Origin of the sequence: Chryseobacterium sp. UNC8MFCol, from assembly GCF_000482305.1 — a bacterium.
Classification (GTDB): Bacteria; Bacteroidota; Bacteroidia; order Flavobacteriales; family Weeksellaceae; genus Chryseobacterium; species Chryseobacterium indologenes.
On record NZ_KI535293.1, the window covers coordinates 304,621 to 329,720 of the forward strand.

16 protein-coding genes are annotated in these 25,100 nt (G+C 37.0%); 11 read left to right on the plus strand and 5 right to left on the minus strand.

What is annotated here, in order from left to right; genetic code table 11:
* Nucleotide 1 precedes the first annotated feature (1 nt).
* The 4 genes from M030_RS0123330 to ccoN all read right to left on the minus strand — a co-directional run bounded on the left by M030_RS0123330 (nucleotide 2) and on the right by ccoN (nucleotide 10,841).
* Entirely contained in the window at nucleotides 2-2,329 is a 2,328-nt protein-coding gene (locus tag M030_RS0123330) for a BamA/TamA family outer membrane protein (protein WP_027375616.1), read from the minus strand.
* Nucleotides 2,329-7,356, minus strand: a complete 5,028-nt coding sequence (locus tag M030_RS0123335) for a translocation/assembly module TamB (protein WP_027375617.1) — start codon at nucleotides 7,354-7,356, stop codon at nucleotides 2,329-2,331. Before M030_RS0123335 ends, M030_RS0123330 begins: the two co-directional genes overlap by 1 nt.
* 294 nt (nucleotides 7,357-7,650) lie before the next feature.
* The gene (locus tag M030_RS0123340) at nucleotides 7,651-8,538 is read right to left on the minus strand and encodes a cbb3-type cytochrome c oxidase N-terminal domain-containing protein (RefSeq protein WP_027375618.1); all 888 of its coding nucleotides are present in this window, start codon (nucleotides 8,536-8,538) and stop codon (nucleotides 7,651-7,653) included.
* Between the two features lie 23 nt (nucleotides 8,539-8,561).
* Nucleotides 8,562-10,841: a cytochrome-c oxidase, cbb3-type subunit I gene (gene ccoN, locus M030_RS0123345; RefSeq protein ID WP_027375619.1), complete on the minus strand. Its 2,280-nt coding sequence runs from the start codon at nucleotides 10,839-10,841 to the stop codon at nucleotides 8,562-8,564.
* Between the two features lie 183 nt (nucleotides 10,842-11,024).
* Between ccoN and M030_RS0123350 the strand changes: the two genes are divergently transcribed.
* From M030_RS0123350 to M030_RS0123390, 8 genes are all read left to right on the plus strand, one after another.
* On the plus strand, nucleotides 11,025-11,321 hold the full coding sequence (locus M030_RS0123350) for a helix-turn-helix domain-containing protein (protein ID WP_027375620.1): 297 nt from the start codon (nucleotides 11,025-11,027) through the stop codon (nucleotides 11,319-11,321).
* 272 nt (nucleotides 11,322-11,593) lie between these two features.
* On the plus strand, nucleotides 11,594-14,560 hold the full coding sequence (locus M030_RS0123355) for a sensor histidine kinase (protein WP_027375621.1): 2,967 nt from the start codon (nucleotides 11,594-11,596) through the stop codon (nucleotides 14,558-14,560).
* Nucleotides 14,557-15,171, plus strand: a complete 615-nt coding sequence (locus M030_RS0123360) for a response regulator transcription factor (protein ID WP_027375622.1) — start codon at nucleotides 14,557-14,559, stop codon at nucleotides 15,169-15,171. Before M030_RS0123355 ends, M030_RS0123360 begins: the two co-directional genes overlap by 4 nt.
* A 175-nt stretch (nucleotides 15,172-15,346) precedes the next feature.
* The gene (locus M030_RS25155) at nucleotides 15,347-16,177 is read left to right on the plus strand and encodes a hypothetical protein (protein ID WP_027375623.1); all 831 of its coding nucleotides are present in this window, start codon (nucleotides 15,347-15,349) and stop codon (nucleotides 16,175-16,177) included.
* Between the two features lie 123 nt (nucleotides 16,178-16,300).
* Complete coding sequence (locus M030_RS0123370; RefSeq protein ID WP_027375624.1) at nucleotides 16,301-17,719, plus strand: amino acid permease; 1,419 nt, start codon at nucleotides 16,301-16,303, stop codon at nucleotides 17,717-17,719.
* A 328-nt stretch (nucleotides 17,720-18,047) separates the two neighbouring features.
* Nucleotides 18,048-18,659, plus strand: coding sequence for a hypothetical protein (locus tag M030_RS0123380; RefSeq protein WP_155860301.1), 612 nt, complete (start codon nucleotides 18,048-18,050; stop codon nucleotides 18,657-18,659).
* 5 nt (nucleotides 18,660-18,664) lie between these two features.
* On the plus strand, nucleotides 18,665-19,759 hold the full coding sequence (locus M030_RS0123385) for an agmatine/peptidylarginine deiminase (RefSeq protein ID WP_027375626.1): 1,095 nt from the start codon (nucleotides 18,665-18,667) through the stop codon (nucleotides 19,757-19,759).
* Nucleotides 19,760-20,063: 304 nt separating this feature from the next.
* The gene (locus tag M030_RS0123390) at nucleotides 20,064-20,696 is read left to right on the plus strand and encodes an HdeD family acid-resistance protein (protein ID WP_027375627.1); all 633 of its coding nucleotides are present in this window, start codon (nucleotides 20,064-20,066) and stop codon (nucleotides 20,694-20,696) included.
* 142 nt (nucleotides 20,697-20,838) lie between these two features.
* On the opposite strand, the gene M030_RS0123395 is transcribed toward M030_RS0123390, so the two are convergent.
* Nucleotides 20,839-22,149 carry a serine hydrolase domain-containing protein gene (locus M030_RS0123395; RefSeq protein WP_081806371.1) on the minus strand — a complete coding sequence of 437 codons (1,311 nt, stop codon included), beginning with the start codon at nucleotides 22,147-22,149 and terminating at the stop codon, nucleotides 20,839-20,841.
* 323 nt (nucleotides 22,150-22,472) lie between these two features.
* Between M030_RS0123395 and M030_RS25960 the strand changes: the two genes are divergently transcribed.
* From M030_RS25960 to M030_RS0123410, 3 genes are all read left to right on the plus strand, one after another.
* Nucleotides 22,473-23,345, plus strand: coding sequence for a hypothetical protein (locus M030_RS25960; protein WP_051585225.1), 873 nt, complete (start codon nucleotides 22,473-22,475; stop codon nucleotides 23,343-23,345).
* A gap of 63 nt (nucleotides 23,346-23,408) precedes the next feature.
* Complete coding sequence (locus M030_RS25165; protein ID WP_051585226.1) at nucleotides 23,409-24,401, plus strand: hypothetical protein; 993 nt, start codon at nucleotides 23,409-23,411, stop codon at nucleotides 24,399-24,401.
* A gap of 6 nt (nucleotides 24,402-24,407) precedes the next feature.
* Nucleotides 24,408-24,893 carry a hypothetical protein gene (locus tag M030_RS0123410; RefSeq protein ID WP_027375629.1) on the plus strand — a complete coding sequence of 162 codons (486 nt, stop codon included), beginning with the start codon at nucleotides 24,408-24,410 and terminating at the stop codon, nucleotides 24,891-24,893.
* Nucleotides 24,894-25,100 lie beyond the last annotated feature (207 nt).

Consider the following 25,100-nt stretch of genomic DNA (forward strand, 5'->3'; position numbering starts at 1 on the left):
ATTAAAAAGGATATCCGATGGCAATATTTAAAATAAGATTGTCTTTTCTCCAGCTTGGGTCTCCGAAATTAATTTTATCGAAAGTCCATCTGTCCCCTTTTTCATAATAAGGAACTCTTAATGGCATAGCTAAGTCTAATCTCAAAATCAGGATAGAAAAATCAAGTCTCAGACCAACTCCGGCACCTACCGCAACTTCCTGTAAAAAATCTTTTGAAAATTTGGCGCCGGGTCTGTTTTCATCACTATTGATCAGCCATATATTTCCGGCATCAACAAAGGCGGCAACATTTAAAAATTTATAAAGATTAGCACGATATTCGGCGTTTAATTCCAGCTTAATATCTCCTGACTGATCAAAGAAACCTCCTTCCGGTAAAGTTCTGGGATCAAAACTCCCCGGTCCCAATGTTCTTGCACGGAATGCCCTGATACTGTTGCTTCCTCCTGAGAAAAATTGTTTGGAAAAAGGGACGAAGTCTGAGTTTCCGTACGGATAAGCGATTCCGGCAATGAGTCGGGTGGCAAGAGAGGTTTTCTCAGTAAATTTATGATAAAACCTTAAGTCATTCTCAATCTTGGCATATTGACTGAAAGGGATTCCGAAAATTTCTTTTTGCTTATCTTTTTTAACATTGGCACCGGTAACAAGCCCTGTAATATTTCCTGCCAGATCAAGAGTCCCCTTATAATAAAAGGTATTCTTCCTCGGAAGCATGGTATTGGTATAGGTATAAGAATAAGTAGGACCGAAAATAAGCTGTTCCTTAACAACTCTTTTCATGGCATCATTCTTTTCAGCCAGTGCATTATAAGCATCTGTAACTTTAGCCGGAGAAACCAAGGTGATATCAATTACCTTCAGTTCGTGTTCTTTTCTAATATTTTCCTTCCAAACATAGCCGAATGACCCGGTAAAGTTGTTCAGGGTATAATATCGGGTACGGTTCTGGAATTCATATCCCAATGTGATATTGGTTCGTGGTACAAACGCACTGGAAGAATTAAAACGGAAAGGTGCTACAATTCGTGGAATGGAAAGCTGTACGTTGGCTCCTCCACGGAAAATGTTATTGGCATCCTTCGGCCCTCCCATCTGAAAATCAAAAGCTCCATAGATTGCCGCTTTAAATTGCTCTGCCCCTTTGAAGAAGTTTCTGTGGGTCCAGTTCAGATTAAGTTCACCACCACCGTAGTTAGCAGAGTTGGTTCTCCCCAGTGCTTCAAGTCGCAACGATTGAATCTGTCTCGGTGTCAGTAAATAATAGGCATCAAATTTATGATTTATAGAGTCGGAAGTGATGAATTCATTTTTCACAAATTTAAAAACCCCAAGGCTGATCAAACGGTTTAACGTAAGATTATGATTGGAACGGTTATACAAATCGCCCTTTTTAAAATATAAAGCCCGGTCAAAGATTTTTGGTTTAAACTTATGCTGCGGATCAATCACATAAATATCATCAAAAGCATATTTCGAAAGTGAATCCTTGTCCATAGGGATGCTGTATTTCCCATCTTTTACATCCTGAATATTGTAAGTAGGGAATACAACTACTTTATCAATGCTGAATTGTTGAGTAGCCAGAGCAGGCGTATTATCTTTAAGCTTTACGTTGAGTTCAACTTTATGATTTTTGCTGACGGTACTGTCTGCCTGAACAATAATATTATCAGGATGGAAGTAATAAAAACCTCTTTCCTTTAGCCTGCTGTCAATTCTTTCGCGCTCAGATTTGATGACGTCCAGATCAAAAGGTTTTCCATTTTTTAACAGAGTTCTTTCTGTCAGATTTTGAATTTCCTGATTGATAAGAGTAGAGTCTTTCTGAAATTTGACTCCATCGATCATATACCTCGCACCGGGTCTTACCGTATAAATTACTTTTGCTCTCTTATTTTTAGAAACGGTATCATACGTTGCTTTAGCATTGAAGTATCCTTTATTTTCAGAATAATTTTCAATAATATCTTTATTGAATTCACGGTCTACATCGCCTAGTAGAACCGGCTTTTCACCTACCTTATACTTTAGCCAGTAATTAAACCCTTTGTCTTTTTTAGGCTCTTTGGCAATATTGTAGAAATATAATTTAGGACGTAATCCCAGAAATGTAGAATTAGGTTTAGGCCTGAGGTTATCTTCCAGTGCTGACTGAAGATCTTTTTTTTCCTGTTTCGATATCGTGTCGTTTTCAATTTTTACTTCAGCACCAGTGTATAGCATCTGACCCTCTTTCAAAAATCGCGTATTGCTACAGGAAATCACTGTGGATGCCAGTCCGGAAGCCAACAGATACTTACAATATGTATGGAACATTTTACTCATTATTTAAATTCTACCACTTGGTTATTTTGATTCTTTTTGGTTTTCTTTTCTTTTGATTTTTGGAAAATCTCCCGGAATTTATCGTAATCCAGAGTGATAATAAATCCAAGTCCGGTTTCTATAATCTGCCCCTGAAGAGCTACCTGATATTCATCTTTACGATAGGCACGAAGCATGTATCTTCCGTCTTTAGAAAGGCTGTAATCTACAGAAACGTTTCCTGCAATATTGGTCATGTTTTCATTCTGACGCGCTTGTCCTTCCAATCCGAAATTACTTCCTACCGTTACCTTTAATCGGTCATTCAATAATTTTTTGCTGATATCTACGTTCAGGTCGGTCCTTGTATTTTTCTGGCCTGTGGAATAATCTTCCGAAGAATCAAGCCCGAAATTAAGATCCACTCCCTTGATTAAACCTGCTGCCAGATTATTCAGCTGCTGGGAAAGAATTTTACTCACACTCTGTCTTGCCATTGTTTCTGCAGACATTCCGGCACCGCTTTCAAACGGATTTTCTCCGATAAAACGGTTAAGGAGAAGTAAGGCAAATACCTGCTTATTCATTTCAGATTCCTGAGTTCTGAGCTGGGCAAGTTTTTGATCGATAACATCTTTTACATTGCTGGAAATAGAATTATTCTTCTCTTCTGTGGTGATATCAAAGCTAAGCTTTGGTTTTAGCAATTCACCTTTCATTTTTAGTAAAGTATTGAAAGGTATTCTTTGTTTATATTGATTCATCTCGGAAGCGCTCTGTCCTGTGATCTGCTGTTCTACGAGATCAATAGGAGGTGCTTCGGTCTTATAAACGGCTGTAATATCCATCATGGCCATGGTAGGCTCTCCTGTCCAGGTAATCGTACTTCCTTTCTGGATATCGAATTTACGTTTCAGGAAGCTTACACTAAGGTCATAGCTTCCTTTTTCCACCTCATAAACGCCTACTAATGTCGTCTTTCCTGAAGGATCAATACCTCCGGTCAGTTCAGCTTCTCCCTGAAGCTGTACAAAGTCACCGTTGGCTTTATCTATAATCAAAGAAAGTTTGGCTTCTTTACTTACTTCAATATTCACACTTACATCCATTCCTTTGATGCGGCTTTGTGCATTGAGAGAATCTGTTTTAACTGTTTTGTTCAAGACCACCTGATCCTGGTCAACAAATTCCACAATACCATCTCTTTCCTGTAAAGAAGGATTAGATTGAGGAAGCACAAAGGTAAAGTCTGTATCATCAGAAACACTTAATCTGCCGTCTACTTTAGGAAGGTCTAGGTTGCCGCGGATATGAAGCCCGGCGTCAATCGCAAGAACACCATACATCATAGCGTCATTTGATTTTTGAGAATTTACCACCTTGAAATCTTTGGCATTGACATTAAGATTAAATGCGAAATCTCTATAGGTTTGTGTAAGAACCTGCCCGTCTACAACGAGTGAGTTTCCATCTTTGTCATTGATTTTAAATTGATTGAATTCTATACCGCGGCTGGTGAAGTCAATTTCATCATTCAGTTTCCTGAAATCACTTCCGGTTTTTGCAATTTCGAGACCGGCATCATTCAGTTTTACTTTTCCTAAAATATTGGGTTTATCCGTGGTTCCGCTTATTTTTAAATTCCCCGACAAATAACCTTCCGTATTGGTAATGGCATTCATAGAGAAGCCCTGAAGCGTTTTCATCTGAAGCTGATTAATGGCCATATTCAGGTCCAATGAGCTGGAAGAAGTATTGTAATCTCCCAGTATCTTTACGTCATTATTATTTCCGGAAAGGGCAATATCCGCATTTAAAATATTGGGTGACGCATTATTAACTTTCACGGCAAGATTTCCTACAGGACTTCCGTATACCATCAGATCGGAAATGTTGAGATCTGAGTTGAAAGTCATCTTTTTGGTGATATCCCTTAGCTGCGCCGTTCCGTTGATGGTTCCTCTGGCCAGTACAGTATCTTTTTTGATCAGCTCCGTGATGGTTTCAATTTTGAAATCTTTCAACGAAACATTTAGTGGACTGTTTGGGCTGTTATTTTCAGACTGAAGTGAAATCTGGCTGTTTCCATTTGACAGAACAAAATTATCTGCCAGGATGCCTTTACTGCTGATCTGAATTTTGTTATTCTCAGCCACATTCCAGTCTGCGTAATTGAGTTTTAACCCGTCTGGCTTTAAAGAAATTTCTGTAATATCATTCAACGATTTGGCATTTCCTGCAATCAGGAATTGTGTGGCATCTTTATCATCTTTGGTTGTGACATTGTAATTGATGGTATTATCAGCAACATCACCACCAATATTGATTTTTTTCAAAGAAAAGCTCGAGCTTTTCAAAGCCGCAACATTCAGGTTGTACTGTAATGCCTGATTTTCATTAGTAACTTTTAAAGTTCCTTTTTCAATAGAATTTTCCCCATACAACAATCGCGGAATTTCTCCGTCAAGCTCAATTTTCTGCGAATCAGCATCGTAATTCCCATTGATATTGATGGTTTCAAAGTCTTTCAGATCCGGAACGAATTTTCTGATCAGATCATCATTCTTCACTTTTGCGGTAAAGGTAAAATGCTGTCCCGGATCGGTTTTTTGTTTTGTACCCGGTTTCTGGAACTGATAATATTGATTAATGGTTTGAGTTAAAGCTCCAAAAATCTGGGTAAGTTTATATTTCCCCTTCAGCTCGACGTCAGCAACCTGTGAGTTAAGAATAATTTGTGTTGAATCTTTTGTTGAAGAAGCTTTCAGGTTGACTTCCTGAACCGGGTATACTTCTTTGGTATCGGAAAAGGCAAAGTCTTTTAAATTTAAATATCCGTTAAGGCTATTCGGATCCAGACTTGTAAAATCTCCGTCAATTTTTCCTGCAATAATCATTGGTTTTTCATAAAATCCAAGTTTATTGACATCCAGCTTGATTACTTCCCCGTTGACTTTTACCGTAGGATTTTTTTCGTCATAAACACCTGAAGCGGTCAATTGCAGACTGGCATTCGGATCTTTTGAATCTAAAATAACATGATAAGCCCCCCTGTTGATCTTACCGGTGAGATCCATATTCTGGTATCGGTATCCTTTGTAGACAGCAGAGGCCACATGCCCTTTTAGGTCTGCATTGGCATTTTTAAAATCAAAACTTTCACCTTTTGCATAAATCTGAGCGGTAACCGGACCAATATCTTTATTCTGAATAATTTTTCCTACCTGAATTCCCTGAAGATTGGCCTTTACATCGTATAATTCACGGTTTTTTCTGCGCATGTCAACATTGGCAACAATAGCGGCATTTCCAAGGGTAGAATAGAGGTTGAGGTCTGTTGTTACCATTTTAGTCGTTCCTTTTGCATTTCCTTTAATGCTAAAGCTGGAAGGAAGCGATATCGTAGACGGAATGGTATTTTTCGGAACGAGGTTGAAAATTGTTTGCGCATTCGATGAGAATTCTCCGATTCTTACATCATAATACAGCTGATCAGGATTCATCGCGTTTTTGACTTTTCCTGACGCAACGACCCTCAGCTGATCCAAACCTGAAACTTTAAGATCCTGGATCAAAAGATCGTTTACACTTCCTTTAACATTGGCGTTGACATTTAAAACGGCATTCGGGTATTTGTTGAATGGAACTGTATTTCTCAGTGTTGGAACAAGGTTCAGAATATCAGAAAACCCGATTTTGGAATCTTTGATATTGGCTGAAATCTTTACTGCACCCAGATTGTTAGTTAACTGATCGATCGAATCATAATTTAAAATTACCTCATCACGCAATACAGTTTTCGGAGTTTGGAGATAAAGACTTTTAAGGTAAGCTTCCTTTTCGGCATACACAAAATCAGTGTTGAATTTTTGGATATTCAAGCCTCTTGCTTCCTGTATTTCTGCAGAATTAACTGTTCCGGCGAATGTATTGTTTTCCATTTTGAAGCTTCTCAGTTCAAGGTTCATTTTAGAGAAGTTCATATGATTGAAGTCCATTCCCTGTTTTGTAGGAGCAAGGGCGGTATTGTTGTAGGTAGCTTTTACATCATTAAGCACGAGTTTACCTAAAAGAAGGTTGATCGCTTGATCTTTATCGGAAACTTTTGAAACCTCCGGCTCTTTTGTTTTTTTCGGATTGGCATTCTGTGCAGGAAGATAAAGGTTGGCATTGATATCTGCTCCTGAAAGAAACACATTGGCCACATTAAAAGTATTATTTTCAAGATCCAGCTTATTAACCTTTGTACTTAATTCCTTGAATAGAACCTTGGCAAATGTTTTGGTGTTTTCATCACCGTAATCAATATTGAAATTGGTGAGTTTTATGCCTCTCAGGCCAATATTCATAGGCTTTTTTTCGTTGAGAGAATCAACTTTTTTCTCTACCTTTTTGGTTACTTCTTCTACAATATCCTGCTTCAGTTTTAATTTCAATCCGTCCAGATTGATATCATTGACAGCATACGTATTTTTACTGAGGTCAAACTTTTTAACCCCGGTATCGAAAGATTTGAAATACAGATTGATATCGTTTCTGGATTGCTGATCGTTGAAAGTAACGCCGATATCTTTTAAATTGATTTTGTCCAGGGAAATGATGAAAGGTTTGGAAGGACTTTCTTCTTTATCATTGGTGGCAAAAGCATCAATGATATAGTCGAAATTGAATTTACCGTCCGGCTTGCGTACTACGTTGGCTCTGGCTCCTTCCATATCTACTGAGGTAATATCTGCAGTAGAGTTGATAAGCTTCAGCATATGCAGCCCCACATCGAGTTTTTTTACAGCCAGCAGGGTATCTACATCCTGTCCTTTGAGGTAAAGGTTTTCCATAACGAGGCTGTTAGGAAATCCTATGTAAACTTTTTCAAGGCTTACCTTTGTTTTGATTTTTTTCTCAAGGTAAACAATAAGTTTGTCCTTGATGAAATTCTGAACAGCCGGAAGTCTGAGGCTGAGTATCAGAAGGGTAAGAAAAACCAATATTGCAATAAAAGTGATTGCAATACGCCTTAAGAGTTTTGTAGTGTTGATTTTCAGTTTCAAATGCGATGTGGTTTCTAACAAAGATAATAATACTAAATTATTTACACTTTGTTGTGGTACCCTTTGTGAATGCAAAAATCCTGCCTTGGCTGCCTTATTATGGAATTTTTAGTTTAGTAGTTGTCAAGTGAATAGTTGAGTAAGACGAGCCAAGGTGCGGATTTTGTTCTTTAGAAAGCCCCCTTTATATCATTTTTTTATGTTGAAAAGGTTAGTTAGCAAAAATGAAAATTCAAATGTTAGTGTTGTTCTAAAGGGGGCGTGGCATGGTTTATATCATTGAGGTAATAAATTTTAATTGTTTCCGTTTTCCCATTTCACTTCTTCTCCCTGTGGTGCGGCACCACCTTGTGCTATTGTGATCGGAGAAGATTCCTGGTTGATATGATAAATATAAGCTGCAATTTTTTCAGCGTCTTTTCCTGTGATGGTTCCTTCTTTGATAAATGGTCTCATGGTAGGATTGTTTGGAGAGCCGTTTTCAAGCATCCAGAAAACATTTTTAAATAAACTTTTTTCCTTGATGTTGATCCAGTGAGTGTCGGTAAGGTTGGGACCGATACCTCCTTTTCCGCCATCTCCATGGCAGGTTACACAATTTGTTTTGAAAAGCTCCTGGCCTTCTGCGATATTATCAGCGCTGTATTTTGCAGTTTCCAGGTTGATCTGGGGAGCGGTTTTTTCATATTCCTGGATGGAAGCCAGCATGGTTTTAGCTTCTTTGGTATATTCTGCTTCCGGATGGGCGTAGTCCGTAAAAGCAAATGCCATTAAATAGACCGCGCAAAAGATGCATCCAAACCAGAAAAGACCAATCCACCATTTGGGAAGAGAGTTGTCTAGCTCTGTGATTCCGTCAAAACCATGGTCAATAAGAATATCTTTTTCCTCGGTCACAGACTGTTTTTTGAAAGCGGAGTTCCATAGTTTCTGATAGTAGGGAACACTTTTTTCGGCCAGATATTCTTTTTTTTCTTCCTCAGAAAGTTTGCTGAAGCTTTCATTTTCAATCAAATCTCCGATAGAGTTCATGATCATCAGGAGGATAACGGCAATCAGAATCAGCGCCCAGAAAAAAGGAGAAGAAAAATATCCTGAATCACTGGCAAACATTTCAAAGGCCATGATCGTTAAACCTATCGTTACCGCGATATATACTGAAATTGGGGTTCTCGTTTTCATTGCAATACAATTTTAATGGTTACTTATTCTACACTTGCGGTTTGGATCTGTGTGGTTTTGATATCTGTACCCAATCTTTGCAGGTAAGCGATCATCGCCACAATTTCCCTTTGCTCAAGCGGAACATAAGCTGATCCTTTAGTCGTTTTTTCTTTTGTCATCTGATCTTTTACATCTGTAGCTTCGGAATAAATTCTCTGTACAATAGCTTTGGACTGATTATCTGCCCATTGATTAGCGGAGTCGATCTGTGCTTTGGTGTAAGGTACAGCGAATGCATTTTTCATCAGTTTCATTTTATCTGCCATTTGAGTACGATCCAGTTTATTGGTGATCAACCATGGGAAACGTGGCATGATAGAACCTGCAGAGGTAATTCTAGGGTTATACATATGCTTGAAGTGCCATGAATCCGGGTTTCGGCCTCCCTCTCTGTGAAGATCCGGACCGGTTCTTTTGGATCCCCATAAGAAGGGTCTGTCATAAATAAACTCTCCTGCTTTAGAATACTGTCCGTTTTTTCCTTCAAAACGAAGAACTTCGTCACGGAATGGTCTGATCATCTGGGAGTGACAGGAGTTACATCCCTCACGGATATATAAATCTCTTCCTTCAAGCTCCAGTGGAGTATATGGTTTTACCGAAGTAATCGTAGGAACACTTTGTTTCAATGAGAGTGTAGGCACAATTTCCACAAGTCCGCCGATTGCTATGGTAATGAAAGCCAGTATGGAAAGTAAGGTAGGTGTTCTTTCTAGCCAAAGGTGCACACCTTCGCCTTCCTTTCTTGTACTTCCGATATTGGCTAATGCAGGGGCTTCTGCAGGAACTTCTTTCTGGAACGAACCGGCTTTGATGGTTTTGATAACGTTGATGACCATTAAGATGGCTCCTGAAAGGTAAAGAATACCTCCTAAGAATCTCATTTTAAAGTAAGGAATGATCGCTGTAACGGTATCTAACCAGTTTTTCCACAATAATGTTCCGTCCGGGTTGAATTGTTTCCACATCAATCCCTGGGTAAATCCTGAAATATACATAGGAACAGCATAGAAGATGATTCCTAAAGTACCTAACCAGAAGTGCCAGTTGGCCATTTTTTTAGACCAGAGTTTAGTTCTCCACATAATCGGTACCAGATAATAGATGACTCCGAATGCCATAAATCCGTTCCATCCAAGAGCTCCAAGGTGTACGTGCCCGATAACCCAGTCTGTATAGTGCCCGATTTTATTTAAAGATTTTGTTGCTAAAAGGGGACCTTCGAATGTAGCCATACCATAGCAGGTAACGGCAACAACAAAGAATTTAAGAATAGGATTTTCTCTTACTTTATCCCAGGCTCCTCTTAGGGTAAGAAGGCCATTCAGCATTCCTCCCCATGACGGAGCGATAAGCATAATGGAAAATCCTGTTCCTACAGCCTGTGCCCATGCAGGCAATGCTGTATATTGCAGGTGGTGAGGGCCGGCCCAAAGATATACAAAGATCAACGACCAGAAGTGGATAATAGATAGTTTGTATGAGAATACTGGGCGTTGTGCTGCTTTTGGCATAAAGTAATACATCAGACCTAATACAGGAGTGGTTAATACGAATGCTACTGCATTGTGACCATACCACCATTGTACCAAGGCGTCTTTTACACCTGCATATACAGAATATGATTTCCAGCTTGTGAAAGATAATGGAACTTCAAGATTATTGAAGATATGAAGCATGGCTACGGCGATCCAGGTTGCCAGGTAGAACCATATTGCTACGTATAAATGTCGTACTCTTCTTTTAGCAATAGTACCAAACATATTGATTCCGAAAACGATCCATGAGAAGGCAATGAGGATGTCGATAGGCCATTCGTGTTCAGCATATTCTTTAGAAGTATTGATTCCCATTAAGAACGTGATCACTACGGTAATGATCATAAACTGCCATGACCAGAAATGGATCCATGAGAGGGTGTCACTATACATTCTTGTTTTCAGTAGTCTTTGCATGCTATAATAAGCACCGCAGAAGAAAGAGTTGCAGACGAAAGCAAAAATAACGGCACTGGTATGAAGCATTCTGATTCTTCCGAAGCCCATGGCTCCCTGAGTGTTAATCAATCCCTGTATATTTCCCGATGCTAAACTTTTAATAGTCGTGTCGTCCGTACCGAATAAAAATTCAGGTAATTCAGGATAAAAAAGCATTAATGCGGCGGTGAGCCCAAGCAGAAATCCGACGAGTCCGAATACGATAGTAGCATAGAGGAATGCCCTGACAATATTATTGTCATAATTAAATTTTTGCGTCTCCATAAATTCCAATAGTGTTTACCGAAGTGATATTTTCTCTGAAACAGGCTTATTTTTTACCTTTTTCTATATTGAAAATAAATATCATGTAACGTGTATAATGTTTTGCCAAAGGTATTTATTAACTTTGTTGGAGGCTAATAGATAATCTTCTAAAGTATACCGAAAACTACTAAAACAAAAACGATGAAAATCTGTGGACAAAATATCAGGAAAATACGTAGGAACAAAGATCTTACGCAGGAGTATATGGCTTTCGAAATGGGGATTTCCCAGAAGGCTTATTCAGATATTGAAAATTCCAAGGTGAAGATCAATCTGGAGATACTGACTAAAATTTCAGATATTTTAGATATTAAACCTTCAGATATTTGCAGCATTTCTCACAAATGCGGATCGGATGATGGATATGAAGACAAATATCAGGCGCTGGTAGAATACATGAAAAAAAATAATATTGCCATTCCGAAAGAGTATTTATAATTTATATATATGTAAAATAGCACAATGACCTCTCCTTTTTGAGTGAGGTCATTTTTTTTTCAGAATCTGAAGGCTTTGTGTTTCTAGGAATCAGTCTTATTTCAAAGACCATGAAAGGGAACAAGTTTCGTATTGATTAAATTTATAACAATATATAAATTACTCATAAATAATTATGTAGAAATAATTTCACGTTATTGTGGATAAATATTTACAATAATTATGATTTTCTATAATATATTTGTTGTTAGAATAATGCCAGTCTCACCTGAATGAAGCTTCTGTCCTTTATTTTACTGTTGTTCTTTCTATCCAGCAACGGACAAAGCTATACTATTCAATGGTATAACATGGATAATGGTCTGCCTCAAAACAGTATTAAGGATATTGTAAAAGATAAGTACGGTTTTATCTGGCTATCGATGGAGGGTCGGATACTGCGTTATGACGGCAGCAACTTTGTACAATACAAGGATTTTAAGCTTAAAAATCTAAGTTTCGGAGATTTCTATGGAAATATCAGAAAGGATAGTATTTCTGTTTTCAATGATTCCGAAACCGACAGACTTCTTATTTCTAAGAGACGGCCTGAAATTATTTCATCCCTTGTGTCATCAAATTCTTCCCCATCAGACCAAAAGATATACAGGCAACTTGTCAAAAATAATACTACAGTCCGGTATGTTTCCTTTATTGATTCTTATTTTATTGACACTGAATCGGGATCTTACTATTTCGAAAACAATCAGGTCCTGTATCAGGATCATAAAACCAGCAAAAAAGTTCCGCTTGATCTTAAATTTCCCCGCAGTAGGTTGAAACGTTTATTTGTGCATGGCGATTATATTTTTTTTGCTGATTCCGGAAGTAAAAAGATTCTTCAGTTATATCGAGGAAGATATTCTTATATAAATGCGCCGGCAATGTACAACGATCCCGAAACCAGAATTTACTGGCAGCAGATTTCAGGGCAGGTTTTTATTATCAGTCATGGTAAAATTTATCGAAGCAGTTTTTCACAAGGAAAACTGAAACTTACCTATTTGCTGGAATATAAAGATATTGACAAAGAAATTTCAGGAACGATTTTTTATGATGAGGTTTTCAATAAACTTTACATAGGAAGTTCCATTAATGGGCTTAAAATTCTTCGTTTATCAGATTTTTCAGTTTCTACGAAAAAATTGTCTTATCAGGATGAAGTTTGCTATGCAGCGATTCCTTATGGCAATAATTCTGTGTTAACGCAGGAAGGGATTTTATATAATAATCATACCTCTGAAAGATTGTTTAAGGCTCCGCAATCATATGATAAACGATATATTTTTCAGGATGATTCCGGAAATCTTGTGTACAGGGAAAATAATGCTATTCATATCAGGTATAAAAATTCAGGCTTTACGAAATATGATTCCATAACATTGAAAGGAAAAGAAATTGACGGCTTATATAAAAACGGAGGTTTGTATATGGCCTCCGTTTTTAAAGCAAAGCAATCTTATCTTTATATTTTAAATAAGGATCATTTCGGTCAAATTGAAAGAATTATTCCGTGTCCTGCTAATATTGATGCCGTCTTCAGATATAACAAAGACCTGCTGTTTCTGGGTACTAGTGATGGAATATCTATTTTTTCCCTTATGCAGGACAGAATTATTGATCACATCGGCAAGAATCTCCCGGTAAAGCAAATTCTAAGGACAAGAGACGGCAATATCTGGTTTACTACACACAACAGAGGAATTTATTTGTTGAAAAATCGAAAAGCGATAAAAGTTCCCACAGACAGAAATGATTTTCTGGACAATGCACATTATATTCTGGAGGACCGGAATTCCAATTTTTGGATTTCATCTGATAACGGATTATTTACTATTAATAAAACTCATCTCCTGCGTTGTATGGAAAGCAGGAAAGGAGCTCCTGCCTATTACCGGTATACGAAGGGGAACGGTTTTCTGAATAATGAATTTAATGGGAATGCCGGCCCTTGTGCGCATATTTTGGAAGACGGACAATTTGTTTTTCCGTCAATGCAGGGTTTTGTATTCTTCAGCCCTCAAAATATCAGGACCTATTTTCCTGATCCCGGAGATCTGTTTGTAGAAAGAGCAAAGATAAAAGGCAAAATGGTGGCTTTGAAAGACAAACTTTTCCTTCAATGCGGATATAAAAATGCAGAGCTCTATATAGATATTCCTTATTACGCAGATCTTGAGAATATCTACCTTCAGGCGAAGCTTGTGACGGATGACGAAAATCAATGGGTTACCATAAAAAATGATAAAATCTTTAGGCTGTCGGATATAGAACCGGGACAATATAATTTGCTGATCAGATTCCTATCTTCTGAAGATGGTCAGTTTGTGTATAAAAGTTTTCCTGTAGAAGTAGAAGCGTACTTTTATCAGACTTTGATTTTTAAGATATTGGTTGCCGGTTTTCTTATTTTAATTCTTATCATTATTGTACAGACAAGAACCAATTTTTTAAGGTTGAAAAATAAAGTGTTGAAAAATACTATTGTCAATAAGGATAAAGAGCTGGAGGAAACCAATAATAAACTCAGAAGTGAATCTGATTATCAGAAAAAACTGGTGGAAAGCATAAGCCATGATATTACAACTCCCGTAAAATTTATTGCTCTTCTCTCCCAGGAACTCACTCAGTCTGATGATATCAAAACACAGAAAAAGTACTTTGACAGCATTTATAAAACTTCTGAGCAGTTATATAAATTTACGCTGAGTCTCAAAGAATATACAGAGTTGTACAAACAGGAAAATACAACAGAAGAAGAATATCTTATTTATGATTTGATTGAAACCAAAAAATTATTATTTGAAGAAATTGCAGCACAGAAAAATACTTTCATATATAATTTTTGTGACCATCATCTGAAAGTTAAGTTGAATAAAAATATTCTGCTGGCAGTTTTTCATAACCTCATGGATAATGCTGTTAAAAATACTTCCCGGGGAGAAATTATCATTACCTCAAATTCCGGCGAATCGTATGTAGAAATCTGTATTGCGGACACAGGTACCGGAATGTCTGACGAACAAAGAGAATATTATTCAGGGTTATTTCACAAAAAAGAACATGAGCATCTGATTTTCAGAAACTACGGATTGGGGTTGCATATGGTTGTGCAGCTGATGATGAAAATTAATGCTGAAATGACTTTTCATAAAAACAGTCCCCAGGGAACCAACATAAAAATCCTTATTAAAATATGACAAGAAAAATACTCATTGCAGATGATCATCATGTAGTAAGAATAGGCACAGCCATGATTCTGGAAAAGAATTTTGATGATATCGAAGTCGATTTTGCCGAGACCTATGATGAAGCAAAGCAAAAGGTGGAAACAGAAAAATTTGACCTCATCATTCTGGATATTGAGCTTCCGGGAAGTATTCTTAAATCAATGGTCAAAGAGATTAAAATGATTTCTGAAGATATCCTGATCCTTATATTCACTTCGTACAAAGAAAATATTGCGATCCAGTATATTGAAGAAGGAGCCAATGGCTTTTTAAATAAACAAAGTAACCCAAAAGATTTTGTACAAGCAGTGGACACTATTTTTAAGGAAGGTTGTTATTATACTCCCGAGATTATGAAAGAAATGGTGAAAGGAATGAATAGGAAAAAAACAATAGAGTTGTTGTCTGATAGAGAGTTGCAGGTCTTTAACCTTTTGGCTAAAGGAAACGGTAACCTTGAAATTGCCAATACCCTGGATATCCAGGAATCAACTGTAGGAACTTATAAACGAAGAGTCTATCAGAAATTAAAGATCGCCAATCTGGTTGAGCTCCTTGAAATTTATAAAGAAATTCATTAATCTTTAATTCCCATGTAAGAATACATCTACATTTCTGTGGAAAAATGCGTACAGTATCTCTCCATGAATGAGCTCTTTTTCCCACTAAGTTTGTACAACGGGAATCTCCGCTACACAAAATTTTATGGATAAACGGTGATTCAAAAGTTCCCCTAAGATTCTAAATACATTTTTTATGAGAAAAAGTTTACTTTGTATTGTTGTACTTTTGGGCTTGCAGCATACTGCGACTGCCCAGATTGGTGTCAATACTCCCAATCCGAAAGCCATGTTTCATCTTGACGGAAAAAAGAATAATGAAACTTCAGGAAATGTGAGCCCTGCCAATCAGGCAGATGATGTGGTGATGACCGATAATGGCTTTGTTGGCATAGGAAATAATAATCCTGTTACAAGTTTAGATATCAAAACAACCGGAACTTCTGCCGCTCCCGTACCCGGAATAAAAATAGCGGACGGAGCACAAAATGCCAATTACGTATTAACATCAGACAGTAACGGAAACGGAACGTGGAAACCTGTACGATTAACAGTTGTACGGGGCGTAAACGGACTTGGTATCAACATACCTTTTAATTTTACAAATACTTTTCAATATACAGGCTCGTACATTGATTTACCTCCTGGTAAATGGCTTGTAACGGTTCAGCAACTCGTACTGCCTGCAGGAGCCGTACTGACAGGTGATCAGTGGATGTGGCTGAGAACCAGTTTTTCAGACGATCCTAATGTTGCCGTCGGAGGTTTGGCAACGTATTCAACAGACCTTACAGAAAGTCCGACTTTAGTAAGTGGCTTGGTGCAGGGTCCTACAACATCAGGACTTACCAGATTTTCAATTATACAGGGCAGTCTGATTATTAATAACTCTTCCGGATCCCTAAAAAGATATAAATATATTGCAGGAAGTAACTCAGTCGGAGGAGCACAGACAGGGGCAACTTATTTCCAGTCATTTGGAGGAGACTGGAGTGAAAATATCATCTATGCCGTTCCAACAAATTAAATGATTTTGTCAGATTAAGCGAAAAGCAGTGGTGTACATTCCTAATGAATTGTCAATTTACCCCGTAGAATATGAATTTCTCTGAAAAGTTTTTATATATTTAGCGACCGAATAATTCATTCAATGAGCAACGAAAATAAAACAGGACAAAACGAGACTTTAGTTAGAGGATTAACAAATCGACATATACAATTAATTGCCCTGGGAGGCGCCATAGGAACAGGACTGTTTCTGGGAATTGGCCCGGCTGCCGTATTGGCCGGACCATCGGTGATTTTAGGGTATGCTTTAGCAGGAATTATTGCCTTTTTTATTATGCGTCAGCTTGGTGAAATGGTAGTTCAGGAACCGGTTTCGGGAAGTTTCAGTTACTTCGCCTACAAATATTGGGGAAATTTTCCTGGCTTTGCCTCCGGATGGAATTATTGGATCCTCTATATTCTGGTAAGTATGGCTGAGCTTACGGCAATCGGGCATTACATCCATTTCTGGTGGCCGGAAATTCCGCTTTGGGTTTCCAGCTTGTTCTTTTTTGTGGTGATCAACGCATTGAATCTTGCTTCCGTTAAAGTATATGGTGAAACTGAATTCTGGTTTTCCATCATCAAAGTAGTCGCTATTATTGCAATGATTGTCTTTGGAGTGTACCTGTTGATCAGTGGGACCGGAGGCGAAAAAGCAACAATTACCAACTTATGGAATGACGGAGGATTTTTTCCGAAAGGATTGTTTAATAAAACAGAAGGCGGATATTCCGGATTGTTTGCGGCAATGGCGATGATCATGTTCTCTTTCGGAGGATTAGAATTGATCGGAATTACGGCTGCCGAAGCAAAAAATCCTGAAAAAACGATTCCTCAGGCTACCAATCAGGTGATTTACAGGATTCTGATTTTCTATGTAGGAGCTTTGGTTATTTTGTTTTCATTAAGTCCGTGGAGAGACATTACCGAAGGTTCAAGTCCGTTTGTGATGGTTTTTCAAAATTTAAACGGATTGGAATTCAGCCTTTTTGGAAAGGTAATCCAGTTTAACTCATTAATAGCCAATGTGCTTAATGTTATTGTTTTAACAGCTGCTTTATCCGTTTACAATAGTAGTGTTTACAGTAACAGCAGAATGCTTTTCGGATTGGCCCAGCAAGGAAATGCACCGAAATTTTTAAAGAAACTGAATAAAAATTCGGTTCCTATCAATGCAATCCTTGTTTCTTCATGTTTTGCGGGTATCTGTATTATCATCAATAAGTTGGTGCCGGAAAAAGCATTTCAGTATCTGATGGCTCTTGTGGTATCTACATTGATTATCAACTGGCTGATGATATGCTATACCCATCTTAAATTTAAAAAAGCCATTACCAAAGAAGGAATTCAATCTAAATTCCCATCCATATTTTACCCTGTTTCCAACTATATCTGTATTGTATTTTTAGTGCTGATTCTGGGACTAATGAGTATCACAGGAATGGAGATTCAGGTGATCCTGATTCCGATATGGATAGGATTTTTATTTGCAATGTATAAGTTATATAAACCCAACTAAGAATATAAAACAGGCATAAACATGTTTTTGAAAGGTGAAAATTAAATGATTTTCACCTTTTTCATTTTTATTTTCTGTAAATTGGTGATACGGAATATTTTGAAAAATATATCGTCCTTTCTATCATTTTGGTTGCTGAGTAAAAGTTTCCAGCAGATCATTGCAGTGAAACTGAAGAATCTTTACAGGAGAAAAACCTGAATTTTTTCTCGTTGTACGGATAGAATGTCAATTTAGGACAAGATTTGTTTTTTTAAGAGATCTAATTTTGCACCTGTAAATCATTGTAATGATGAATTTATATGTAAAGCTTCAAAAAACAAATAGAATGAAAAATGTATTTCTCCTCACCTTATTACTTCCTTTTTGTGCCCAATCGCAGATTTCCATACAGGCATACAGCGAAAATAAAGAAACTGAAATTCTGGGTATTTTCAGCAAAGACCTTAAGCGCAAATGGAATTATTTTGCTTCAGGAACTGTTTCTTACAATTATAATTCTAAAAAAGTAAGCCCGGAGATTTATCAGAATCTTAATTATGAAATCGGAAAGAACTGGGGTGTTTCTGCAGGAGTTCATATTTCAGATAAAGATATCATGCCATCTGTAGGGCTTGCTTATACAAAAGAAAATGATGTTTTCGGGATAAATATTTTCCCGGTATTTACGTATTCTACTGATGCGGAGGCATTCGGATTCGGATGCTACACTTTAATGGAATACACCCCGAAGCTCAATGAAAAATTAAATTTTTACAGCATGCTGATTGTAGAATCCGACTTCAGCTTTAAGGAGCACCAATCCAGTAGCCAGATTGTCAGGGTGGGGATAGAAAACAAGAACAAAATGCAGCTCGGAATAGGAAGTAACATTTCCCAAACCGGAAACAGCTTTGAAACTGATGTTAATTTCGGTGTATTTATTGGAAAGAAATTTTAAATTATATGAATAAATTATTCACACTCACTTTTATACTGAGTTTTATATTAAGTATGGCACAGACCTATCATTTTCCGGAAGAATCTTCACGTCATGAAGGAACCTGGCTGCAATGGCCCCACCATTATCAACATGGGGAAACTTACCGCAACAGAGTAGAACAAACATGGATCGATATGACAAAAGCTTTGCAAGCAGGCGAAAAAGTTCACATCATTGCGTACAATGTACAGGAAAAAAATAGAATTGTTAATCTTTTGGAAGCCAATAAAGTCCCTCTGATGAATGTTGATTTCAAAATATATCCTACTGATGATGTGTGGGTGCGAGATAACGGACCTATTTTCGTAAAAGACAACAAAGGGAACGTTGTCATTGAAGATTGGGGTTTTAACGGTTGGGGAGAAAAATTTGACTTTGAGAATTGTGATGAAATTCCTCAAAGGATAGGAACAGATCTGGGAATAAAAGTCATTAACCTGAATGAAGAAATGGTCAATGAAGGAGGTTCTGTAGAAACAGACGGCAATGGCGTTCTTATGGCATGCAGAAGCTCGGTGATCAGCCAGAAAAAAGGAGCTGTAAGAAATGAGGGAATCACTGAAAAAGAAGCCGGAGAGATGTTCGAAGAATATTATGGCGTTTCCAAGGTAATATGGTTGGACGGTGTGACGGGGCTTGATGTCACGGATATGCACATTGATGGTTTTATGAAGTTTGCCAACCGAAACACAATGATTACCATGAAAGAAGATGATCTTCTTGATCTGGGCTTATCCGGAAAAGATGTCCATACCTTATACACGGCCTCCAATATAAACGGTAAAGAATATAAAAAAGTGTATCTGCCTGCTACTAAAAACAAAGTAAAAACCGCTTACGGCAAGCAGCTTGAGGATAAAGGCTCTTATGTTAATTATTACGTAGCAAACACAGTGGTACTGGTTCCTAATTATGGAGATCCCAATGATTCCGTTGCCAATAAAATTATACAGGAACAGTATCCCGACAGGAAAGTGATAGGAATAGATGTAAGGAATCTTTATGAAAATGGAGGAATGGTACATTGTGTTACCCAACAACAGCCCGCGGGAAAATAGATTGTTGAATTTTAACCCATATTGATACTAAGTATTAGTAAACCTGATTAGACCAGCCTGCATATGTGGCTGGTCTAATCAGGTTTTAATGAGTCATCATCGGTGGTGGAAGAAGCAATGAAAATTATAAGTGAAATTTCTTTTTTTGTGAATTATTAGTAGAATATAATGCTTAACTCGGTTATTTTTTATAAATTAGAACTAATGATATTTCAAATTCAAGTGAAATTTTTTCTTTTTTTGAAATGCATACGGACAAGCTGAACACCGTACTACAAAGTAAGCAAGATCAAAAAACACACCTATGGCCAATTTATTTCAAACACTTACAAACACGGTTAAACACTGGTATATTCCATTGATCTTTGGAATTCTGTTTCTGATTTGCGGTTTTTATGTCTTCAGTGTACCGCTGGCAACGTATGTCACACTTTCAATATTCTTTAGTGTTTCATTCTTGTTTTCCGGAATTACAGAAATTTTCTTTTCCTTACAAAACAGTAAATCACTACAGGGCTGGGGCTGGTTTCTGGTAAGCGGATTATTAACGACAGCAATAGGTATTTATCTCATTGCTTATCCTCAGATTTCTATGTCTATTCTTCCATTTGTAGTAGGATTCACCTTACTTTTCCGCTCTTTTCAATTATTAGGATTTGCTTTTGATCTAAAGAGTATGAGAATCATGAGCTGGGGGAATGTGGCGCTGGCCAGTGTTGGCGGAATTATTTTTTCTTTACTGCTTATATTTAATCCAGTGTTTACAGGTATTTCTTTAGTTACCTTAACCGGAGTTTCCTTTATTTTTATGGGGATTGCCTCTATTATGCTAGCTTTAGATCTAAGAAAGGTTAAAAATATTCCGGGAAAAGTAAGTCAGGAATTGAGAGAAAAGATCAGATCTATACAGGATGAGATTGATGATCTGAAAAAATAAATATCCTTACGAAATATATAAAAAGACCTCCACCCGAGGTCTTTTTCGTTAGTGATATAAGAATCTGTTGATAGTTATTTTCTACCCATAATATGTTCCGATAATTTTTATGTGCGGGAAATATTCTGGTATTTTCTTTTTATTATTCTATCCGTTTAGCCTTTAGACGAAGGCCGGTGGATATAATGAAGAGTTCGTATTTTCCGGAGCTTGTATTAATTCTGAACTCCAGCCCGTCCCTGGAAGCCGGGTCATAAAAAAAGGTGGTGTCTGAATCCGGAAACAATTCTGTGACTTCTCCTTCCTTATCTGTGAGAATCAGTCTTTTGTCCTTTAGGCTAAGGATGTATTGTTGTTGATTATCAGCTTCCAGTACATATTTACCTTCGAATTTTTTTAGATATTCTTCAGATAACAAAATTGCTTTTCGTTCAATTTTTTTTGGGATTTCATATGGTCTTCCGTCAAGGATTTTTATTACATCTTCAAGGATAGACTGGATAGGAATATCCGAATAATTACTAACCATTACAAAATCATAATAAGTCTTGGTATTTTTATAAAAGTAGGCACGATATCCCGGTCTTCCTCCAGCCTGTGCCAATACACCGTTTTCGTCAAACAAATCCCGGATAAGACTTTCCTGCAGATATTTACCTGTAAATCCCTCTTTTGCAAAAAGATAGAGGTCTTGGATGGTTGAGACATAATTTCCGGTTTCAAATCGGTCGAGGACCACTGATGGTGCTTTTTTGATTTTGCCTTCATCATTACCGAAGCCCTGCGCAAAATTCTGATATTTTTTCTTGTCGTTATATTCTGAAGTATGAGTAAGCTTCATCGGAGTAAATATCTGGTCTTGAATATAATTCAGATATCCATTTGCAGACACTTTATCTATGATCATATGAAGTAAAAGAAATCCGATATTGGAATATAAAGTTTTTGTTCCCGGTTCAAAAAGCAGTTTTTCTTTTTTTGCCATTTCTATCACTTCTTTTCCAGATATTTTCTGATGTTTTTCATAATCTTTTACTTCTCTTGGCAGCCCGGATTGATGATGAAATAAATGGTTGATAGTAATCTTATCACCGTTTGGAAAGTCAGGAAAGAATTTCGAAAGCTTATCATCCATAGAAATTTTCTTTTCCTCGACAAGTTTTAAAATACCATATTTAACAAATACTTTCGATACGGAAGCAATGATAAAACGGCTGTCTTTACGAACCTTCATCTCTTCGGGTGCAGCTGGCATATTGTAGGTCTTATCAAAAATAGAATTTCCTTTATGAGCAATAATAATGTTACCATTAAATTGATTAAGAAAGGTAAGGGCCGAAAAATACTCATCCAGTTTCTCACGGGTTGGTTTATGATCAGGTTGCTGGGCGTACATAATTGAATATACGAAGAGTAGCAAAACAGCAATATAGGAGGGTATTGGAATTTTCATCAATAATAATTTTTAATTTATATACTGTCTTTCCTTACAGCTAGGTTTTAAAAAACATCATTCAAAGAGTTGTTCTACAGTTGATGATGATTAACACCTTCTCAGAATTATATGTCGTTTATTATTGAGAAATGATACAAGAAAAAATAATATAGTCTTGATTTTAAATTTTGAAACATGCGCAAATCTTTTTTAAAGATTATTATAAAACGACAAGTTTTGTCGTCGGTAATAAATAATTTTGACTATAATTAAAATATTAAGACACTGCTTGGTGTCAAAAGAAAAAAAGTATTACATTTGTACTTAAGAAAATCATAAGGATGAAAAAAACTTTATCAATTGTTGGATTAATCATATTTGGCACGCTTTTCTCCCAAAATATAGCTTTTGATAAATTGTATGGAAACTCAGATCCAGTCAATTATTATCTTACGCATTATCCGGTATCCGGCTCAGATGGTTTGGATATCAAATGGTTTGGAGGAATAAGACTTCAGACAACAGGTTCTATATTACAACTGCTAAATAACGGAAATGTAGGCATAGGAACCATTGAGCCTCAAACAAGATTCGAAGTTGCTAAAGAGAACAATAATAATCAGAATTTGGTGATGGCTAAGTTTTCTGCCTATGGAGCAACAGGTGGAAGTAATATGATTACTATAGGATATCATAATACGGCTAATCTTGAATTAAACTCAGGATATACATCTTCAGGATTTAGGTATGGTGATTATGGTGATTTTAATATTGAAAACGATAATCAGTTTAATAACAATTTTGGAAGTATTAACTTTATTACAAGTAAGAAAATACAAATGGCTATCAAGCCTAACGGAAATGCTTTATTGAATGGGAAGCTTGAAGCGAAAGAACTTAAAATAACTTTATCACCTACTGCTGACTTTGTCTTTGATGAAAATTATAATCTTCCTAAGTTGGAAGATATTGAGAAGCACATCAAAGAAAAAAAGCATCTCCCTGAAATTGCATCTGCAAAAGTGATGGAGAAGGAAGGGGTAAATATTGGAGAGTTTCAGATAAAATTATTACAGAAAATAGAAGAGCTTACCCTCTATTCAATTGAACAAAATAAACAGATTAAGCAGCTTAAGGAAGAAAATAAAGACTTACAATCTCAAGCTGAAGAGATCAATAAAAAACTACAACAAATTCTTTCAATAACAAAATAATATATAGATAGATTAATGAATTGATAACCTTAGGTTATTTTTAAACTTTAAAAACTAATAACTATGAAACAAACACTATTGATTGCCGGAATGGCACTCTCAAGCTTGGTCTATGCCCAGAATGCACCGGGCCTTACCGTACAAGATACGAGGAATACCAACGACTTACCGTCTGCTTACAACAATGTACTTAAAGCAGAATTTAAGACCAGAAGTGTAGTAGGAGTTCCCGGAACAGGAAATCACTCCGGAATGTTAACTATCGCACCTTGGTCCGATAATTCGGGGAACAAGCGTCACCAACTTAATTTTAATGATGGAGGTATCTTTTACCGAAATGCTTTGTCGGCAGATCCTCAATGGGGCAGCTGGAGCAAACTATTATTACAGTCCAATGAAGGAAAAGTAAGAATTGGTGCGGACGATCCGGATACCACTTCTGCTGCATTACTTAGAGTGTATGATCCCAACGGCGTTATGATGGAAGTTACCAATTCGTATGGTACATTTCAGATTGCCAAATCAGCTTGTAACGGTTGCTATGGAGGTATGCCCGGAGATACGGTTTTAAGAAACCTTGGTAGTTCTCATAATATTATCATTGCTCAGCCTAATGATAATGATGATGGAAAAACATTTGTAGGGTTTCAGGATGCAAAACGTGGAATATGGATTAAATTCCTGAATAACGGAATTGCCAAATTCGATGGTAAAATTCATGCTAAAGAAGTTGAGGTAAAAGCCAATGTATGGGCAGATTATGTATTTAAGAAAGACTATCAGCTACAATCTTTGGAAGAAGTCGAAAAGCATATTGCTGCAAAAGGACACCTTCCCAATATCCCATCAGCTTCTGAAGTCATCGAAAAAGGAATTAATGTAGCGGAAATGGACGCAAAACTTCTTGAAAAAATAGAAGAACTTACCCTGTATTCAATTGAGCAAAACAAACAAATTAAGCAACTTCAGGAAGAAAATAAAATTCTAAAATCCCAGTCTGAGGATATTAAGGAATTGAAAAAACAAGTACAGGAAATGCTTTCCACAAAAAAATAATAAGCGATGAAAACAAAACTATTGTCCTTGTTTTCTCTTTTAATTGGTTTTTGGGGTTTTTCGCAAACCGAAGTCTATTTTAAATATGACGAAGCCGGAAACCAACGCTATAGAGGAACCAATCCGTCCGGTAAAAAAGAACCAGCCATTATACCAAAAGAAATTAAGCTGGAAGAACAAGTCAAAAAAACAGTAGCCAGTCAACAAGCTCCTGTGATGGATGAAAAGACATTCATGAAAAACATCAGGCTCTATCCTGTTCCGGTCAATGATTATTTAACAATCGACTGGACGGAAGAGGTAGACGGTTTAATCGAATCAGTCTCACTTTACCAGCATAGTACTGTTCATTGGAAGTTCCAGCAGCAGAATTCTCCGGATCTGGGTCGTAAGATCAAAATCAATATGACCGGATATGATTGGGGAGTATATATTCTTCGCTTTACCTTAAAAGATGGAAGAGTGTTTGGGAAAAATGTGACCAAAAGATAAAATCTAGGAAAAATATAATGGGTGTATGCATTGAATAATTATTCATTGCTTTCCATTGTATTGATTTGATTTACATTATCATTAAAAAAAACTAATAACAATGAAACATATTTCATCATTGATGCTGTCCTTGTGTTCAGTATTGGGCTTTTCGCAGACCATACTCTACCAGGCAGAAACGGCATCCCGGACGGTTCAGGATCCACA

What these genes read in the sequence shown, in the direction of transcription:
- M030_RS0123330 (WP_027375616.1), bottom strand. Translation starts at nt 2,329, where the DNA reads ATGAGTAAAATGTTCCATACATATTGTAAGTATCTGTTGGCTTCCGGA.
- M030_RS0123340 (WP_027375618.1), bottom strand. Translation starts at nt 8,538, where the DNA reads ATGAAAACGAGAACCCCAATTTCAGTATATATCGCGGTAACGATAGGT.
- ccoN (WP_027375619.1), bottom strand. Translation starts at nt 10,841, where the DNA reads ATGGAGACGCAAAAATTTAATTATGACAATAATATTGTCAGGGCATTC.
- M030_RS0123350 (WP_027375620.1), top strand. Translation starts at nt 11,025, where the DNA reads ATGAAAATCTGTGGACAAAATATCAGGAAAATACGTAGGAACAAAGAT.
- M030_RS0123355 (WP_027375621.1), top strand. Translation starts at nt 11,594, where the DNA reads ATGAAGCTTCTGTCCTTTATTTTACTGTTGTTCTTTCTATCCAGCAAC.
- M030_RS0123360 (WP_027375622.1), top strand. Translation starts at nt 14,557, where the DNA reads ATGACAAGAAAAATACTCATTGCAGATGATCATCATGTAGTAAGAATA.
- M030_RS25155 (WP_027375623.1), top strand. Translation starts at nt 15,347, where the DNA reads ATGAGAAAAAGTTTACTTTGTATTGTTGTACTTTTGGGCTTGCAGCAT.
- M030_RS0123370 (WP_027375624.1), top strand. Translation starts at nt 16,301, where the DNA reads ATGAGCAACGAAAATAAAACAGGACAAAACGAGACTTTAGTTAGAGGA.
- M030_RS0123380 (WP_155860301.1), top strand. Translation starts at nt 18,048, where the DNA reads ATGAAAAATGTATTTCTCCTCACCTTATTACTTCCTTTTTGTGCCCAA.
- M030_RS0123385 (WP_027375626.1), top strand. Translation starts at nt 18,665, where the DNA reads ATGAATAAATTATTCACACTCACTTTTATACTGAGTTTTATATTAAGT.
- M030_RS0123390 (WP_027375627.1), top strand. Translation starts at nt 20,064, where the DNA reads ATGGCCAATTTATTTCAAACACTTACAAACACGGTTAAACACTGGTAT.
- M030_RS0123395 (WP_081806371.1), bottom strand. Translation starts at nt 22,149, where the DNA reads ATGAAAATTCCAATACCCTCCTATATTGCTGTTTTGCTACTCTTCGTA.
- M030_RS25960 (WP_051585225.1), top strand. Translation starts at nt 22,473, where the DNA reads ATGAAAAAAACTTTATCAATTGTTGGATTAATCATATTTGGCACGCTT.
- M030_RS25165 (WP_051585226.1), top strand. Translation starts at nt 23,409, where the DNA reads ATGAAACAAACACTATTGATTGCCGGAATGGCACTCTCAAGCTTGGTC.
- M030_RS0123410 (WP_027375629.1), top strand. Translation starts at nt 24,408, where the DNA reads ATGAAAACAAAACTATTGTCCTTGTTTTCTCTTTTAATTGGTTTTTGG.